The sequence below is a fragment of the Segatella buccae ATCC 33574 genome, assembly GCF_000184945.1.
In the GTDB taxonomy this organism is placed as follows: Bacteria; Bacteroidota; Bacteroidia; order Bacteroidales; family Bacteroidaceae; genus Prevotella; species Prevotella buccae.
The window spans coordinates 1,920,504-1,937,843 of the sequence record NZ_GL586311.1; the positions used below are offsets into that span (position 1 = coordinate 1,920,504).

General features: G+C 51.1%; 14 protein-coding genes. 9 read left to right on the forward strand and 5 right to left on the reverse strand.

Features of this window, described 5'->3' with window-relative positions; all coding sequences use genetic code 11:
• Window positions 1-2 precede the first annotated feature (2 nt).
• The 7 genes from HMPREF6485_RS07375 (at window position 3) to HMPREF6485_RS07405 (ending at window position 7,882) form a co-directional block, all read left to right on the forward strand.
• Window positions 3-458, forward strand: coding sequence for an NfeD family protein (locus HMPREF6485_RS07375; protein ID WP_004345721.1), 456 nt, complete (start codon window positions 3-5; stop codon window positions 456-458).
• Window positions 459-531: 73 nt separating this feature from the next.
• Window positions 532-1,485 carry an SPFH domain-containing protein gene (locus HMPREF6485_RS07380; protein ID WP_004340483.1) on the forward strand — a complete coding sequence of 318 codons (954 nt, stop codon included), beginning with the start codon at window positions 532-534 and terminating at the stop codon, window positions 1,483-1,485.
• A gap of 397 nt (window positions 1,486-1,882) precedes the next feature.
• Window positions 1,883-3,637 (forward strand): lysine--tRNA ligase, encoded by a 1,755-nt coding sequence (gene lysS / locus HMPREF6485_RS07385; RefSeq protein ID WP_044125930.1) that lies wholly within the window; start codon window positions 1,883-1,885, stop codon window positions 3,635-3,637.
• An 87-nt stretch (window positions 3,638-3,724) separates the two neighbouring features.
• Window positions 3,725-4,723 (forward strand): NAD(P)H-dependent glycerol-3-phosphate dehydrogenase, encoded by a 999-nt coding sequence (locus HMPREF6485_RS07390; RefSeq protein ID WP_004345723.1) that lies wholly within the window; start codon window positions 3,725-3,727, stop codon window positions 4,721-4,723.
• A 162-nt stretch (window positions 4,724-4,885) separates the two neighbouring features.
• Complete coding sequence (locus HMPREF6485_RS07395) at window positions 4,886-6,244, forward strand: glucose-6-phosphate isomerase (protein WP_004345724.1); 1,359 nt, start codon at window positions 4,886-4,888, stop codon at window positions 6,242-6,244.
• 3 nt (window positions 6,245-6,247) lie between these two features.
• On the forward strand, window positions 6,248-7,003 hold the full coding sequence (locus HMPREF6485_RS07400; RefSeq protein WP_004345725.1) for an HAD family hydrolase: 756 nt from the start codon (window positions 6,248-6,250) through the stop codon (window positions 7,001-7,003).
• A gap of 27 nt (window positions 7,004-7,030) precedes the next feature.
• Window positions 7,031-7,882 carry a patatin-like phospholipase family protein gene (locus tag HMPREF6485_RS07405; RefSeq protein WP_004345726.1) on the forward strand — a complete coding sequence of 284 codons (852 nt, stop codon included), beginning with the start codon at window positions 7,031-7,033 and terminating at the stop codon, window positions 7,880-7,882.
• Between the two features lie 150 nt (window positions 7,883-8,032).
• Here HMPREF6485_RS07405 and aspA read toward each other — a convergent pair whose 3' ends face one another.
• From aspA to HMPREF6485_RS07425, 4 genes are all read right to left on the reverse strand, one after another.
• Entirely contained in the window at window positions 8,033-9,457 is a 1,425-nt protein-coding gene (gene aspA / locus HMPREF6485_RS07410) for an aspartate ammonia-lyase (RefSeq protein ID WP_004345727.1), read from the reverse strand.
• Between the two features lie 154 nt (window positions 9,458-9,611).
• On the reverse strand, window positions 9,612-10,817 hold the full coding sequence (locus tag HMPREF6485_RS07415) for a porin (protein ID WP_004345729.1): 1,206 nt from the start codon (window positions 10,815-10,817) through the stop codon (window positions 9,612-9,614).
• A gap of 39 nt (window positions 10,818-10,856) precedes the next feature.
• Entirely contained in the window at window positions 10,857-11,909 is a 1,053-nt protein-coding gene (gene ansB, locus HMPREF6485_RS07420; protein WP_004340492.1) for an L-asparaginase 2, read from the reverse strand.
• A 33-nt stretch (window positions 11,910-11,942) separates the two neighbouring features.
• Window positions 11,943-13,289: an anaerobic C4-dicarboxylate transporter family protein gene (locus tag HMPREF6485_RS07425; RefSeq protein WP_004345732.1), complete on the reverse strand. Its 1,347-nt coding sequence runs from the start codon at window positions 13,287-13,289 to the stop codon at window positions 11,943-11,945.
• A 158-nt stretch (window positions 13,290-13,447) separates the two neighbouring features.
• Between HMPREF6485_RS07425 and HMPREF6485_RS07430 the strand changes: the two genes are divergently transcribed.
• Window positions 13,448-14,320, forward strand: coding sequence for a helix-turn-helix domain-containing protein (locus HMPREF6485_RS07430; protein ID WP_004345734.1), 873 nt, complete (start codon window positions 13,448-13,450; stop codon window positions 14,318-14,320).
• 25 nt (window positions 14,321-14,345) lie between these two features.
• Here HMPREF6485_RS07430 and HMPREF6485_RS07435 read toward each other — a convergent pair whose 3' ends face one another.
• Window positions 14,346-14,837 (reverse strand): low molecular weight protein-tyrosine-phosphatase, encoded by a 492-nt coding sequence (locus HMPREF6485_RS07435; protein WP_004345736.1) that lies wholly within the window; start codon window positions 14,835-14,837, stop codon window positions 14,346-14,348.
• An 81-nt stretch (window positions 14,838-14,918) separates the two neighbouring features.
• On the opposite strand from HMPREF6485_RS07435, the gene HMPREF6485_RS07440 reads away from it, so the two are divergent.
• On the forward strand, window positions 14,919-17,054 hold the full coding sequence (locus HMPREF6485_RS07440) for a Tex family protein (RefSeq protein WP_004345738.1): 2,136 nt from the start codon (window positions 14,919-14,921) through the stop codon (window positions 17,052-17,054).
• The last annotated feature ends 286 nt before the right edge of the window (window positions 17,055-17,340 follow it).

Here is a 17,340-nt window from a genome sequence, read left to right on the forward strand (position 1 = left end):
ATATGATAGACTACATCACATCCAATCTCTGGCTCCTTTGGAGCATTCTCGTCTTTGTGTGCCTGATTCTCGAACTCAGTTCCGGCGACTTCTACATCACTTGTTTCGCCATCGGCGGCTTGTTTGCCATTGTGAATGCTCTTTTAGGTATTCCCTTTTGGGCGCAGGTCATCGTCTGGGTCGTGTGCTCGCTGTTGAGTGTCAGGCTCATCCGCCCCCATTTGGTGAAACGGCTCCATCGGGGTGGCGAGCATCGGGTGAGCAATACCGATGCACTCATCGGTCGGGTGGGCACCGTCATCGAGACCATCGAACCCGACGGCAGCGGTTATCTGAAAGTGGACGGTGACAACTGGAAGGCTGTCACTGACGAATCTCAAACTATCCGCCGGGGCGAGAAGGCCCGCATCGTGTCTCGCGAGAGCATCATTGTCAAAGTAGTGAGAGTGGAGGAATAATCCGTTGTTGTCTTTGACTTCCAAAAACGAGTTTTCAACACTTGATTTAATAACCTGTAAAAATAAAGAAAACATGGACATTTTAAGTTACGTGCTCATTGCACTGGTCGTCTTGGCACTCATCTTCGTCAAGAAGACCGTAGTCATCATTCCGCAAAGCGAGACCAAGATCATCGAAAGGCTCGGTAAGTATTTCGCCACACTCAGTCCGGGCATCAACCTCATCATTCCGTTTATCGACCGCCCCAAAGAGATGGTTACCATGCGGGCGGGCCGCTACGTGTATAGCAATACTATTGATTTGCGCGAACAGGTGTACGATTTCGATCGCCAAAACGTAATCACGAAAGATAACATCCAGATGCAGATCAATGCCTTGCTTTATTTCCAGATTGTAGATCCATTCAAGGCTGTTTATGAAATCAACAATTTGCCAAACGCCATTGAAAAACTTACGCAGACCACCTTGCGTAACATCATTGGTGAAATGGAACTCGACCAGACACTTACCTCCCGCGACACCATCAACACCAAACTGCGCGCTGTGCTCGACGATGCGACCAACAAGTGGGGCATTAAGGTGAACCGTGTGGAACTGCAAGACATCACTCCTCCGCAAAGTGTGCTTTCGGCCATGGAGAAGCAGATGCAGGCCGAGCGTAACAAGCGTGCCACCATCCTCACGAGTGAAGGTGAGAAGCAAGCCGTCATCCTCCAGTCGGAGGGTGAGAAAGCCTCCACCATCAACCGTGCTGAGGCCAGCAAGCAGCAAGCCATCCTTCAGGCCGAAGGTGAGGCGCAGGCCCGCATACGCAAGGCTGAAGCTGAGGCTGTGGCCATTGAGAAAATCACCGAGGCTGTAGGCAAGAGCACCAATCCTGCCAACTATCTCCTTGCACAGAAATACATCCAGATGATGCAGGAGGTGGCACAAGGCGATCAGACCAAGATGGTCTATCTGCCCTATGAGGCTACCAACATGCTTGGAAGCATCGGTGGCATCAAGGAACTCTTCAAGGGAGAGTGACCTGTGTCATGCCTGCTGTGTGGGAGGCTTTATAGATGTGCCAGGATGTTTTTTTCTACATTTGCATTTGGCCGTAAATATTTGTGTTTTTGCATTAGCAAGGGAAGTGCATGGGCGCTTCCCTTTTTTGTTTTCCAATCCACTAAAAGACCCACAGAGGGTGTGCCAAAGTTCTTGCTTTTGACACATCCTCTTGCCAACGTATAAAAGAGCGAAATGTAAATTGTGAGCGAAAGTTCTTTACATGAGGAAAAAACACGATCAACAGTGCAGAACATGCAAAGTTTTGCGCAAAGTGGATGCAAGAGTAATGATAAAAATACTAAAATAGTAGGCCACTTCAATGTTTTTTCTTAACTTTGCAATCAGATTAAAGAATATATTCGAGTATAATTATATGAATGTTTTAGAACTTAGCGAACAAGAGATTGTTCGCCGCCAAAGTCTTCAGGAGCTGCGCGCAATGGGTATCGACCCATATCCGGCAGCAGAGTTTCCCACAGACGCTTTCTCCACCGACATCAGAGACTGCTTCAAGGACGAAGACAAACCGCGCGAAGTGGTCATTGCCGGTCGACTGATGGGTCGCCGGGTGATGGGCAAGGCCTCGTTTGCCGAGCTTCAGGATAGCAAGGGCCGTATTCAAGTGTACATAGCCCGCGACGAAATCTGTCCGGAAGAGAATAAGGATTTATATAATAAAGTATTCAAGAAACTGCTGGACATCGGCGACTTCATCGGTGTGAAAGGCTTTGTCTTCCGCACCCAGACGGGCGAAATCAGCGTACATGCCAAGAGCCTCACACTGCTCTCGAAGAGCCTGAAACCGCTGCCGGTGGTGAAATATAAAGATGGCGTGGCCTACGACAAGTTTGACGATCCAGAGATGCGGGCCCGTCAGCGCTATGTAGACCTCGTGGTGAATGAAGGGGTGAAGGACACCTTCCTCAAGCGTGCCACCGTGTTGCGCACCATGCGTCGCTTCTTCGACGAGGCCGGCTACACGGAGGTGGAGACCCCGACGCTGCAAAGCATAGCCGGGGGAGCCAGTGCCCGCCCGTTTATCACCCATTTCAATGCACTCAACGTGGATATGTACATGCGCATCGCCACCGAACTCTACCTGAAACGGCTCATTGTGGGCGGTTTTGAGGGCGTCTACGAAATAGGCAAGAACTTCCGCAATGAGGGTATGGATAAATACCACAACCCGGAATTCACCTGCATGGAACTCTACGTGCAGTACAAGGACTACAACTGGATGATGGCGTTTACGGAGCGCCTGCTCGAAACCATCTGCACAGCCGTAAACGGTACGACCGAAGTGAAGAACGGTGACAACGTGATCTCGTTTAAAGCACCGTTCCGCCGGTTGCCCATTCTGGAGGCCATCAAGGAGAAAACGGGCTTCGACCTCTCGGAAAGAAGCGAGGAGGAAATCCGCAAGATAGCCACGGAAGACCTGAAAATGGAAACTATCGATGAGAGTTTCGGCAAGGGAAAACTCATTGACGAGATATTCGGCGAGTTCTGCGAAGGGTCGTTCATACAGCCCACTTTCATCATCGACTATCCGGTGGAGATGTCTCCGCTGACAAAGATGCACCGCTCCAAACCCGGACTGACCGAGCGTTTCGAACTGATGGTGAACGGCAAGGAACTGGCCAATGCCTATTCCGAACTCAACGACCCCATCGATCAGGAGGAGCGGTTCAAGGAACAAATGCAATTGGCCGACAAGGGAGATGACGAGGCCATGATCATCGACCAAGACTTCCTGCGCGCCTTGCAGTATGGTATGCCTCCGACATCGGGCATCGGCATCGGTATCGACCGCCTGTGCATGCTCATGATAGGCAAGGAGAACATTCAGGAAATCATGCTTTTCCCACAGATGAAGCCCGAGGCCAAAATGCCACAAAGCAGCATCAAGGAGTGGGCAGAGCTTGGAGTGCCCGAAGAGTGGGTCTACGTGCTGCGCAAGGCAGGTTTCAACCTCATCTCGGACATACGCGACCAGAAGGCTCAAGGGCTGCAACAGAAGCTCGGGGAAATCGTGAAGAAATACAAACTCGACTACGAGAAGCCCACTGTAGAGCAGTTCCAACAGTGGATAGACAAGGCGGCAGCCACATCCGACTGTGCCGACTGAAGAGTCGCTAACGCATATCATCCAACATGAATCCCGACATCCGCATGGCACGGGCCTTGCCGGAGCATCACGGGAGAGGCTGTATATATGTATAATATAGGTAAGGTAGCAATCATCGGCGGAGGTTCGTGGGCCACGGCCATAGCCAAGATTGTGGTGGGTCACACCCATCACATTGGATGGTATATGCGGCGTGACGACCGCATCGAAGACTTCCGGCGCTTGGGGCACAACCCGGCCTACCTGATGAGTGCGCGCTTCAACGTGGATGAAATCTTCTTTTCGAGCGATCTCAACAAGATAGTGGAAGCCTACGACACACTCGTGTTCGTCACCCCTTCTCCTTATCTGAAAAATCATTTGAAGAAACTCAAGACACGCATCCGCGACAAGTTCATCATCACGGCCATCAAAGGCATCGTCCCCGATGACAACCTCGTGTGTTCGGAGTATTTCCATCAGGTCTACGATGTGCCCTATGACAACTTGTCTTGCATCGGCGGACCTTCACATGCTGAAGAAGTGGCACTCGAGAGGTTAAGCTATCTTACAGTGGGCTGTGCCGACTTGGAGAAAGCCAAGGCTTTCGCCGACAACTGCCTGTCGAGCGACTACATCAAGACCAAGACCTCCTCAGATGTCGTGGGCATTGAATACTCCTCGGTGCTGAAGAATGTTTACGCCATCGCTGCCGGCATTTGCGGCGGTCTGAAATACGGTGACAACTTTCAGGCTGTGCTCATGTCGAATGCCGTGCAGGAGATGCACCGCTTTCTGAAAGCCGTCCACCCCATAGAGCGCAGCATGTACGACTCGGTGTATCTGGGCGACCTGCTCGTCACGGGCTATTCCAACTTCTCGCGCAACCGTACTTTCGGTACGATGATCGGGAAAGGCTACTCCGTCAAGAGCGCGCAGATTGAGATGGAAATGATTGCCGAAGGCTATTTCGGCACGAAGTGCATGAAGGAAATCAACCGCCATCTGCATGTCAACATGCCCATCCTCGATGCCGTGTACAACATACTCTACGAGCGCATCAATCCCCAGATCGAAATCAAACTGTTAACAGATTCGTTCAGATAGGAGTAGAAGGAATGGTCGGGAGTTGAAGACATCAGTTTCATACGGAGGAATCAATAACAATTATCAATAAACGGGAGCAGGAACAAGAGCTGTCAAGGTGTGTTAAACATTAACGACTTTAACTACCCTAACTTCTTTAACTCCCAAAACTAACAATCAGATATGAAAAGTATCAACTTAGACATTACAAAGGCTGCACAATTCCTTTCAGAAGATGCAGTGAAGGCTTACGAGCCCAAGGTGAAAGTTGCCCAAGAAGCTCTTGAGGCCGGCACTTGTCCGGGCAACGACTTTTTGGGATGGCTTCATCTTCCCTCATCCATCACTCCCGCTTTCCTTGACGAAGTGCAGGCCGTAGCCAACACGCTCCGCGAGAAGTGCGAAGTGGTGGTAGTGGCCGGCATCGGAGGTTCCTATCTCGGTGCCCGTGCCGTGATTGAAGCACTCGGCAACTCGTTTGCCTGGCTCATCAACGACAAGAAAAACCCGACAATCATGTTTGCGGGCAACAATATCGGTGAGGACTATCTCTTTGAACTGACAGAATATTTGAAAGACAAAAAGTTCGGTGTTATCAACATCAGCAAGTCGGGAACCACCACCGAGACTGCCCTCACATTCCGTTTGCTTAAAAAACAGTGCGAGGCACAAATGGGCAAAGAGGTAGCCAAAGACGTGATTGTGGCCGTGACCGATGCCAAGAAGGGGGCTGCCCGCACCTGCGCCGACAAGGAAGGCTACAAGAGTTTCATCATCCCCGACAATGTGGGAGGCCGTTTCTCCGTGCTCACGCCGGTAGGTCTGCTACCCATTGCCTGCGCTGGCTTCGATATCAAGGCCCTCGTACAGGGAGCCGCAGACATGGAGAAAGCCACGGGTAAGGATGTACCGTTCGAACAGAACCTCGCAGCACAATATGCAGCTGTACGCAACGGGCTCTACAATGAGGCCGGCAAGAAAATTGAAATCATGGTCAACTTCCAGCCAAAACTCCATTTTATAGCTGAATGGTGGAAACAACTCTATGGCGAGAGTGAGGGCAAGGACGGTAAGGGCATTTTCCCTGCATCCTGTGACTTCACTACCGACTTGCACTCCATGGGCCAGTGGATTCAGGACGGTGAACGCTCCATCTTTGAGACTGTCATCTCTGTAGAGCAGCCTAACAAGAAATTGCTCTTCCCTCACGACAACGAGAACCTCGACGGACTCAATTTCCTCGAAGGCAAGCGCGTGGACGAGGTGAATAAGATGGCCGAACTGGGCACTCGTCTGGCCCATGTGGACGGTGGTGTGCCTAACATCCGCATTAGCGTTCCAGAGCTCAACGAGTATTATATCGGCCAACTCATCTATTTCTTCGAGATAGCTTGTGGCATCAGCGGCAACGTTTTGGGTGTCAACCCGTTCAACCAGCCGGGTGTGGAGGCTTACAAGAAAAATATGTTTGCACTACTCAACAAGCCCGGTTATGAGGCCGAGAGCAAGGCCATTCAGGAAAGACTGGCCCAAGAGGCATAAAAAATGATAGAACAGAAAATCAAGGAATACTTGAAAAAAAACGGCTTTGGGCACTTTTGTCCCAAGGCCGTGCTTTTTGATATGGACGGTGTGCTCTACGACAGTATGCCCAACCATGCCGTGGCTTGGCAACGATCGATGGCCGGATTCGGTATCAAGATGACGGCTGCAGATGCTTACGCCACCGAAGGAGCGCGAGGAATAGACACCATAAGACTATTTGTGAAACAGCAAAAAGGCGAAGGCATCACATTAGAAGAAGCACAGAGAATGTATGATGAAAAGTCACGCCTCTTCCATGAGATGCCCACACCTCCCATCTTTCCGGGGGTCATTGACCTGATGAAGAAGATCAAGGCGAGCGGTATGCAAGTGGGTGTGGTCACGGGGAGCGGCCAGCGACCGCTCATTCAGCGACTGTTGAATGATTTCGGCGAGTTTATAGACGAACGACATATCACCACAGCCTACGATGTGGAGCAGGGAAAGCCCTTTCCTGATCCCTATCTCATAGGGTTAAAGAAAGCAGGTGGGCTGCAACCGTGGGAAAGTATCGTGGTAGAGAACGCCCCTTTGGGTGTGCGGGCCGGTGTGGCGGCAAAATGTTTTACGGTGGCTGTGAACAGCGGACCACTACCTGACAAGGCGTTAGCCGACGAGGGTGCCGACCTTATCTATCAAAATATGATGCAACTCTGTGCTGACTGGGCAGAACTGACAAACCAGCCGAATGATACAGAGGAGTTAACAAAAGTATAAAATATCTGAAATAACACTCAACAGCAAATGAAAACGGGGCTTATCATGGAAGGCGGTGCATTGCGTGCTTTGTTCTCTGCGGGTGTCATTGATGTGATGATGGAGCATCATCTCAAGTTTGACGGTCTCATAGGTGTGTCTGCCGGTGCCGCTTTCGGATGCAATTATAAATCGAATCAGGCTGGACGCGCCATCCGTTACAACAAGCGATTTGCCCATGATACGCGCTATTGCAGCGTGCGGACATTGCTCAAGACGGGCGACATCTTTGGTGGGGAGTTTTGCTATCACACACTTCCCGAACAGCTTGATATCTTCGACCAAGACACTTTTGAAACCAACCCAATGGAGTTTGTAGTCGTCTGCACTGACGTGGAGACAGGACAAGCTGTTTACAAACGCATTGACAAATGCGGACACGATACCTACGAATGGATCAGAGCTTCGGCCTCCATGCCACTGGTCTCTAAAATCGTGGAAGTGGAAGGCTGCAAGTTGCTCGACGGTGGCATTGCCGACTCCATTCCCCTAGCCTATTTCCAACAGCAGGGTTATCGCCGTAATGTCGTGGTACTCACCCAACCGGAGGGTTATGTCAAGCAACCCAACTCGCTGATGCCCCTCATGAGGCTCAGCTTGCAACGATACCCCAAGATGGTGAAGGCCATCGCAGACCGCCACATCATGTACAACAGGGAGGTGGAATATGTGAAAGAAGAGGAGCTGAAAGGCGACACGCTCGTCATCCGCCCCAAGAAAAAACTGCCCATCAATCATCTTTCACACGACGAAGCGAAAATGGAAGCCTGCTATCAGGCCGGGCGTGAAGTGACTCTCAACATGTTCGATGAGCTTAAAGCATTTCTTGACAATAAATGAATAGCCGTTCCGGCATCTACTATCTTAAGACTTAAAAGAAAGAATACATGAAAAAGGCTGTGCAGGGACTCTCCCACACAGCCTTTCATGTTCTTTAAGCACACGCCAAACACTTGTATGCATACCATCAATCGGCAGATGGCAAAGTGTTTATTTCTCCTTATCCACCTTGTACTTGTGTGACACGAGCATATTCTTCGGATCCAGGGCCTCATCAAGTTCTGCCTGTGTCATTAGTTTTTTCTCCAATACGATGTCATAGACCGAACGGTTGGTTTCCAAAGCCTCCTTGGCCACCTTCGTGCAAGTTTTATAACCGATGTATGGATTGAGGGCTGTGACGATGCCGATGGAGTTTTTCACCATCTCATAGCAACGATCCTTATTCACGGTGATGCCAAGAATACACTCCTCGGTGAGTGTGTCAATGGCATTGCGCAACCACCAAAGGCTCTCAAAGAGCGACTCCGTGATGACGGGTTCCATGACATTGAGCTGCAACTGGCCGGCTTCGGCGGCAAAGCACACCGTGGTATCGTTGCCTATCACTTTGAAACAAACTTGGTTGGTCACTTCGGGAATAACGGGATTCACCTTACCCGGCATGATGGATGAGCCCGGAGCCTTGGGCGGCAGATTGATTTCATTGAGACCGCAACGGGGCCCTGATGCCATCAGACGCAGGTCATTGCATATCTTCGACAGCTTTACAGCCAAACGCTTCAAGGCAGAAGAATAGCTGACATAAGCTCCCGTATCGGGCGTAGCTTCCACAAGATCGGCAGCCGAAACGAATGCTTCGCCGGTGAGTTTGCTCAAGTTGGCTGCACAGAGTTTGGCAAACCCCGGCACGGCATTAAGCCCCGTACCGATGGCAGTACCGCCCATATTGATCTCGTGAAGCAACTTCACGTTGCGCTCCAGATTTAACACCTCTTCCTCCAAATTGTTGGCATAGGCATTAAACTCCTGTCCGCTGGTCATCGGCACCGCATCCTGCAACTGCGTGCGCCCCATTTTGATAACATCCTTAAACTCTTCTCCTTTATAGCGAAGCGCACTGATAAGTCCGGTGAGACTGGCCACGAGACTCTTGTTCATGCGGATGAGGGCCAGGCGGATGGCCGTCGGATAAACGTCGTTGGTGCTTTGTCCGCAATTTACATGGTCATTTGGATAGCAATACTGGTATTCTCCTTTTTTATGTCCCATGATTTCAAGCGCACGATTGGCAATCACCTCATTGGCATTCATGTTGACCGATGTGCCCGCCCCACCCTGCATCATGTCGATGGGGAAGTTTTCGTGCATCTTTCCATCGATAAGTTCGCGGCAGGCTTGGCACACGGCACCCGCCACTTCATCGCCAATGACACCCAAAGAGTGGTTGGTCTGCATGGCCGCCAGTTTGACGTATGCTATGGCTATTATGTAGTCTGGATAGTCACGCATCTTCTTGCGTGAGATGTGATAGTTGTTGATGCCGCGCTGTGTCTGCACTCCATAATAGGCATTGGCAGGCACTTTGAGTTCTCCCAATAGGTCGGACTCCACTCTGTAGTTCTGTTCTTCCATCTGTGTTTGTTGTTTTAGTGAGCCGGATGGTCATGCCTTTTCTGCAAGACAAATATCAGGTGTAGCATATCGTGAGTGGGCATTCCACTCTTGCAGGAGCCGACATGCCATCCGGCTTCGTTTGTTTAAGATTGATAGTTCCCTTTGAATAACTTTAGTAGGCCTTGATACGGTACATGAATCCAAGCTCTATGCGATTGGTGTTATAATCCTTCAGACCGCATTTGTCACTGTAGTCAAACCGCCGTCCGGTGTAGGCAAGGAAAACGCGGAAGTCTTGATCCTTCATGGGGTAATACTCCACGCTCCCCATGTAGGCGTATGACTTGCGATAGTCCTTATATTTCTCCACCTTGCTCACGCTGGCCGTTTCATACATGCCTTTGAGCATGAGGTTCCATTGCGGTGCAAACTGCCAGTTGGCTTTGGTGATGAAAGAATTATAATGTACGTCACTCATCCACGTAGGATGACCCGCACCATCGCTCGGAGTAAGCTCTGAACTGGCAATTTTCAGGCGATCAAGACCGTCCCAAGCCCCCATATAGTCGAAATACCACTGGAATTTGGGTAGATTGAGCTGCTGGCCGAGGATGAGCATGCGCGAATACTTATGCTTAGCTTGCGTTTGCGTGCCCCACGACCAGCGCGTGTTGATGAGGCCACCGGCAAAACTTCCATTCCAATTGACAATATAGGTCAGCGGATGATTGGCAGCTTCGAGTGCCCTAAAAGCCGTACCGTCACCTTCAACCGAACGGGCACCGTCTCCGTATTCATCGACAAACTTTCCATTATTGGCATCCGAGATTTCCACGGCAATCTCCTGACTGGGCACAGGCTTAAAGGAAGCCACCACACCGGCCATGAAGTTGTCCATATTATCCACCATGTCGGAATACTGATAGATGTACATCGGGTTTTCGTCAAACTCGAATCCGCCCCATATCTGGCACATCTTACCTCCTTGCAGGCTCCACTTGTCGTTGAATTTCCAGCCCACCATCATGATGTCAGTGGCTTTGGCAAAATTGTCTTGCCCCTGGGCATTGTTGGCTTTGTTCATGCGATGGCGCAGGCGATAGGAAAGATGTTCTCCTATGTTACCTTTGATCTCCAAGCGGAGCTGCTTGTTGGCGAAGCCTGAAGTCCAATCGTTGTCGCTCACTTTCTCTGTCCGAAAACTGGCGGCGTAGTTGAAGTAGACATTGAAAGCCTCGTTTTTCTTCTCCAGTTTGAGCACTTTCTCTGCCAGCGACTTATAGTCGCCGTCATTGCCTCCCATACCTGTATTGTGGCCTTGCGCACCGGCTGTCAGTACACATGCTGCCACGGTGCCTAATAAGATTGTACGTTTCATATCGTATTGATTATTTAAGTAAGTAATGGATGAAATGGTTTAATACTCTTGGAAATACTTTTGAATCTGCTGCCAATCGTGAGTCTTGGTCAGCGCGAGCATCAAGAGCACGCGGGCTTTCTGAGGATTGAGATTGAGTGCAGCCACAAAATGGTATTTCTCGTCGTCCACTTCACCATTCAGACAGGTCGGTCCTGTGGGGCAACGGGAAGCACGCACGATTTGGATACCGTCTTTCTGTGCCTTCTCGGCAATGGGGAACACATCCTTATAGAAGTTGCCATCACCTACACCGGCCAGCACAATACCATCAAACTTGGCATCCACAAAGGCCTTCATCGGTAGTGGAGAGCAGTTGGCATAGCCGTAAACGATGCCCACCTGTGGCAGAGCCGTGAGATTGTCCACGTTAAACTCCGAATTGATCGTGTTCCGACTGGTCACCTGACGATAGTAATAGGGCTTACCGTTATACACATAACCGATGCTGCCAAAGGTGCCGCCTTTGAATGTGGCACAGTCGGTAGTGTGGGCCTTGATAAGATCCTTGGCATCAATAAGTTGGTTGTTCATGCACACCATGACCCCATGTCCTTTCGATGCCGGGTCGCAAAGTGCAGCCACACCGTTATAGAGATTAGCCGGGCCGTCGGCACTGATAGCCGTGGAGGAGCGCATACTGCCCACCAGAATCACCGGTTTAGAGGAGTGAACGGTCAGATTGAGAAAATAGGCCGTCTCCTCCATCGTGTCGGTGCCGTGGGTCACAAGCACACCGTCATAGCCTTCGCCGTTGAGCAACTGGTTGATGCGCTTGGCCAACTGCAACCACACGTTGTCGTTCATGTCCTGACTGCCTATGTTGACAAGCTGTTCACCGCTCACATCAGCCAGTTCCTTGATTTCCGGCACTGCATTGATAAGCGTCTGGATGCCTACCTGACCGGCACTATAAGCCGAAGATGTGGAGCTCGCACTCACTCCGGCGATGGTTCCGCCCGTAGCGATGATACGGATCTTCGGTTTTGCACATACTGACAGAGAGACGATCAATGCCAGAATCATCAACATAGAAATCTTAAATGTTTTCATAATCGTTGTTGTTTAAGTTAGTATTTAGGTAATCTAATAGAAAAATCTTACGACAAGATAGCCTATCCCTATGGAGACAAAGGTGGTGATGAAGCCCGACAACTGGAACGAGTGGTTCACCACAAAGCGCCCTATGCGCGTGGTACCTGTACGGTCGAAGTTGATGGCGGCCACCTCAGTGGGATAAGTGGGGAGGAAGAAGTAGCCGTTGACGGCCGGGAACATGGCCACCAATGCAAAGGGCGGAAGCCCCAGGCCAACACCCAACGGATAGAGTGTGCGGACGGTGGCAGCCTGTGAGAAAAGCATGATGGACATGAAGAACAGGGCTACGGAGAACAAGAAAGGATATTGTGTCACGACATCGGCAATATGAGTTTTGAAGAATTCCAAGTTGCCGTTGAAGAACGTGTCGCCCATCCAAGCTATACCGAAGATGCTCACCATTGCGTTCATGCCTGCCCCAAAGACATTTCCTTTTACGGCATCGCCCACCTTGGCCTTTCCAACAAGAAGAATGAGGGCTGCAACCGACATCATCACGATCTCAATAGTTTCGGGCATCGACAATCGGGTAAGTTCACCATCAACCATGAAGGACGGCCGCAGTGAGGGTACAGAACCGAAGACGACCACTAGCAAAACACCCAAAAGGAAAGCTAACACCGAGTATTTGGCACGGGGCTTAGGACTGGTCTCAAATTGTTCCAGCAACTTGGCATCGGCTTTCGGATTGATGATCCCCTCTTTCACCCGGCGCCGGTATTCGGGATCATCGCCGAGTTCCTTGCCCACCCGATTCTGCACGAACGATGCCACGAGAATGGCTATGAAGGAAGCAGGAATGCAAATGAGCATCACATCCTTAAGCTCCACCCCTGCACCTCCCAAGAGATCGGTAGAGATGATGGCAGCCGTGGCTGCCGACACTGGGCTTCCCGTGATGCCGAGCGAGGCTGCTATGGCCGAAACGCTCATAGGCCGCTCTGGTCGAATCTTCGAATTGGTGGCTATCTCGGATATGATGGGAAGCAAGGAATAGGAGGTGTGGGCTGTGCCGGCCACAAGACAGAAAAGCCACGTGGTGAGCGGACCGTAATAGGTGATCTGTTCGGGATGTTTACGCAGAAACTTGGCAGCCAGTCCCACAAGATACTCCAACCCACCTGCAGCTTGCAGGGCAGCCGCTGCCGTGATGACAGACACGATGATCAGCATCACGTCGATGGGCAGCTTGCCGGGCCGGAGTCCGAAAACAAAAACGAGGATAAACACCCCTACCATACCATAGATACCGAGTCCGATTCCGCCAAGTCGTGCTCCGATAAAGATAAGGGCCAACACAATGAGTAATTGCAGTATCACCAAAAAGGTAGCCATAGGCGTCAATATTTAAAAATAGTAATAAGTTTAGGTTAGTTGTCTGGAGCAAAATTAACTTGAATTTGTCGATATGTATTTACAAAATCCTGCTTTTTTTTTGTAAATTACAAAACTGTTAGTATATTTGTACATTATACCAACCAAACACAAACAGCATGAAAGACTTTCATAACCTGTCTAACTATGTGGCATCCAATAACATCAGAGACTGCTTCGGCGCCATGACAGCATATATTGCGGCCAATAAAGAAAGTATCGGAAAACTGATAAATGGTATTAAATATGTGAATTTCTATTCGCTCATCCTTGTGGTCGACGGCTTTTTAGAACTCTCGGTCAACGACGAACGTATTCTCGTGGAACAGCACGACATGCTCCGCCTCTCCCCTCATCAGCGCGTCGACTTCATCACCTGCTCTCCCGAGTATGAGTCGGAGCAGCTTTTTTTGGAAGCCGAAATGTACAAAGACATCATCCACAACGACGAAAACCTGCACCATGCCACCCCACCACAACAGTTGGAACAGCTGCTCCACATCAGTCTGAGCGAATCGAAGGCCTCCGAACTCAACGGGATATGCTCACAGATACAGAAAACTATCAGCCATCCACACCTATATAAAAAGGAGATGCTGGAGTTTCTTATCCACTTATTGCTGATGTTTGTCTCCGAAGTGTCGTCGGGCAACAAGGTGGAGCCGATGGATCTGAAACACAAGGAGAATATCTTCAAGATATTCATGCACTTGGCCGCCAACCACTTCAGGCAGGAGCGACAAGTGAACTTCTACGCCGACCGCCTCAACATCACGCCTGCCTACCTTTCGCGCATTGTGAAAGAGGTGTCGGGCAACACCGTTTACGGCTATCTGTCGGGCTTCGTCTACAACGAGGCATGCAATCTGCTCAAGACGACTGACAAAACGATAGGCGAAATATCCGACGAACTGGGCTTCAAAGATCAATCGGCCTTTACCAATTTCTTCAAGCAGAAATCGGGACTTTCGCCCAAGTCTTATCGCAGATAATCACTTTCTCCTTTTCTTTCTCACACTATTGGGCCAGCCGGTTGAGCAGTCCTTCACATCCGTCTTCTATCAAGTCGAGCGCCAGCTCAAAATCTTCCGGGCCGCCATAGTAGGGATCGGGTACGGCAGACTGGTTATGCCTCGTGAAGCAGTCTGACATACGGAGCACCTTCTCGCGGTCGGCTGCTGAGGCGGCACGGCCGGTGACGTTGCGGTAGTTTTCCTCGTCCATCACAATGATATGGTCGAAACGGGCAAAATCTTCATGCGGATCGAACTGCCGGGCACGATGATCGAAGCGATAGCCACGACGGCTGCCGTGCTCCCTCATGCGGCGGTCGGGCAGTTGCCCCACATGCCAGTCACCTATGCCTGCCGAGTCTATCTCGAAAGTGTCGCCCAGTCCGCGTTCGTCCACCATCTTTTGCATCACGGCGTGGGCTGCGGGCGAACGGCAGATGTTGCCCAGACAGATAAAAAGAAGATTGGTCTTGTCTTTCGTTTGAATCTTTCCCATAAGATTGTCAATTTCGTTTGGTCGAAGCGCAAAAGTACAAAGAAATAACTACCTTTGCAAATAAAAACTCCAAAAACCGTCATGAACCGATTTACCGACAACATAGCCACCCGGCTGGCCTTCGCTCCGCACAGCGTGGAAAACACGCTCGCATTGCTCGACGAGGGATGCACCATTCCTTTTATCAGCCGCTACCGCAAGGAGCGCACGGGCAATCTCGACGAGGTGCAGATAGCCCGGATCAGCGAACTCTACGACAAACTGAAAGAACTGGCCAAGCGCAAGGAGACCATCTTAAAGACCATTGAGGAGCAAGGACAGCTCACCGACACTCTGCAAAAGCGCATCGACGACTGTTGGGACACGGGAGAACTGGAAGATCTCTATCTGCCCTACAAACCCAAACGGCACACCCGCGCCCGGATAGCCCGCGAACAAGGTCTCGAACCGCTTGCCACACTCCTCTTGCTACAACGCGAACTGTATCCCGAACAGGCTGCCGAGCGGTTTGTCAAGGGCGAAGTGAAAGATGCAAAGGCGGCCCTGAAAGGCGCTCAAGACATCATCGCCGAGACCGTGAGTGAAGACGAGCGAGCCCGAAAGGCCGTGCGCGGCATCTATCGGCGCGAAGCGGTCATCACTTCCAAGGTGGTGGCGAAAATGAAAGAGGAAGAAAAGGCTCGTAAATTTTCCGACTATTTCGACTGGTCGGAACCTCTGAAACGATGCTCCTCCCACCGTCTGCTGGCCATGAGGCGCGGCGAAGCCGAAGGGGTTTTGCGCGTGACGATTTCTGCCGACGACGGCCAATGCACCGACAAGCTTTCCAAACTGTTTGTCCGGGGCCGCGGAGCCTGCCAACACCTACTCGACGAGGCCGTGGAAGATGCCTATAAACGACTCATCAAGCCCTCTATGGAGACAGAATTTGCCGGCTTGAGCAAGGAACGGGCCGACGAAGAGGCCGTCCGTGTGTTTGCCGAAAACCTGCGCCAACTGCTTTTGGCGGCCCCATTGGGGCAGAAACGTGTGCTCGGGGTGGATCCGGGATTCCGCACGGGTTGCAAAGTGGTGTGTCTGGACGGACAGGGCAATTTGCTTCACCACGAGGTGATCAAGCCTCATCCGCCCGTGGGTGATGTGGCAGGAGCTGCCCGTCAGGTGCTGCGCATGGTGGAAAACTTCCGGCTGGAGGCCGTGGCCATAGGAAACGGCACGGCATCGCGCGAAACAAACGACTTCATCCACAGTCTGGATTTCGGCCGTAAGGTGCAGATTTTCGTGGTGAGCGAAGACGGGGCCTCGGTCTACTCGGCTTCGGAGACTGCCCGTGAGGAGTTTCCCAATGAAGATGTCACCGTGCGTGGAGCTGTGAGCATAGGCCGCCGGCTCATGGATCCGCTGGCCGAATTGGTGAAGATTGACCCCAAAAGCATCGGTGTGGGGCAATATCAACACGATGTGGATCAGAGCCTGCTCAAGAAAAGTCTCGACACCACCGTGGAACTCTGTGTAAACTCGGTGGGCGTGAATCTCAACACGGCAAGCAGCCATCTGCTCACCTACGTGAGCGGACTTGGGCCGGCACTGGCTCGCAACATCGTGGACTACAGGCGGAAAAACGGCCCCTTCACCTCGCGCGCCCAACTCAAGAAAGTGCCACGCTTGGGACCCACAGCCTATCAGCAGTGTGCGGGATTCCTGCGCATACCCGATGCCAAGAATCCACTCGACAACAGCGGAGTGCATCCCGAAAGCTACAAACTGGTGGAGCAAATGGCCAAAGACAGCGGATGCAGCGTGACGGACCTGATGAAAGACGCCGAGCGGCGCAAACGGATAAACCTCAACTGCTACGTGACGACCGAGGTGGGAATGCCTACACTCACCGACATCATGCGGGAATTGGAAAAGCCGGGACTTGATCCGCGCGGCCCGATAGAGACATTTGAGTTTGATACCAATGTACATACGCCTGAAGATCTCTGTCCGGGTATGGTGCTGCCGGGCATCGTGACCAATATCACCAACTTTGGAGCCTTCGTCGATATAGGCGTGCATCAAGACGGTCTCGTGCACATCTCCCAACTGGCTGATCGCTATGTGAGCGATCCCAATGAGGTGGTGCAGGTACACTGCCACGTGCGCGTAAAGGTGGTGGAAGTAGACTTGCGCCGTCACCGCATTTCGCTCACCATGAGAGGGGTGGAACAATAACACCTGTGCTCGGAACATTGGAAGAGAAGGGGTGTCCACAGGCAGGAACACTGTTATAAGGAGAGAGATTTTTCCGAGCAGTAGGAGTAGCGTTTTATGTTCCTGCTGTGGAGTGTTATTAGGGCCGAACGACTGTTTAAAATGTCTTGACTTCGTTTTAGCTTGTCATGTTTCTTTGTTTTTAAATGTGCTTTGAATATGACAAGCTAAAGCCCGGTTGAGACAGGGTGAGCGTATATTTTCTCTTTTTTGTTCCAACAAATGCCCACTATACTTTTTTGTTTGA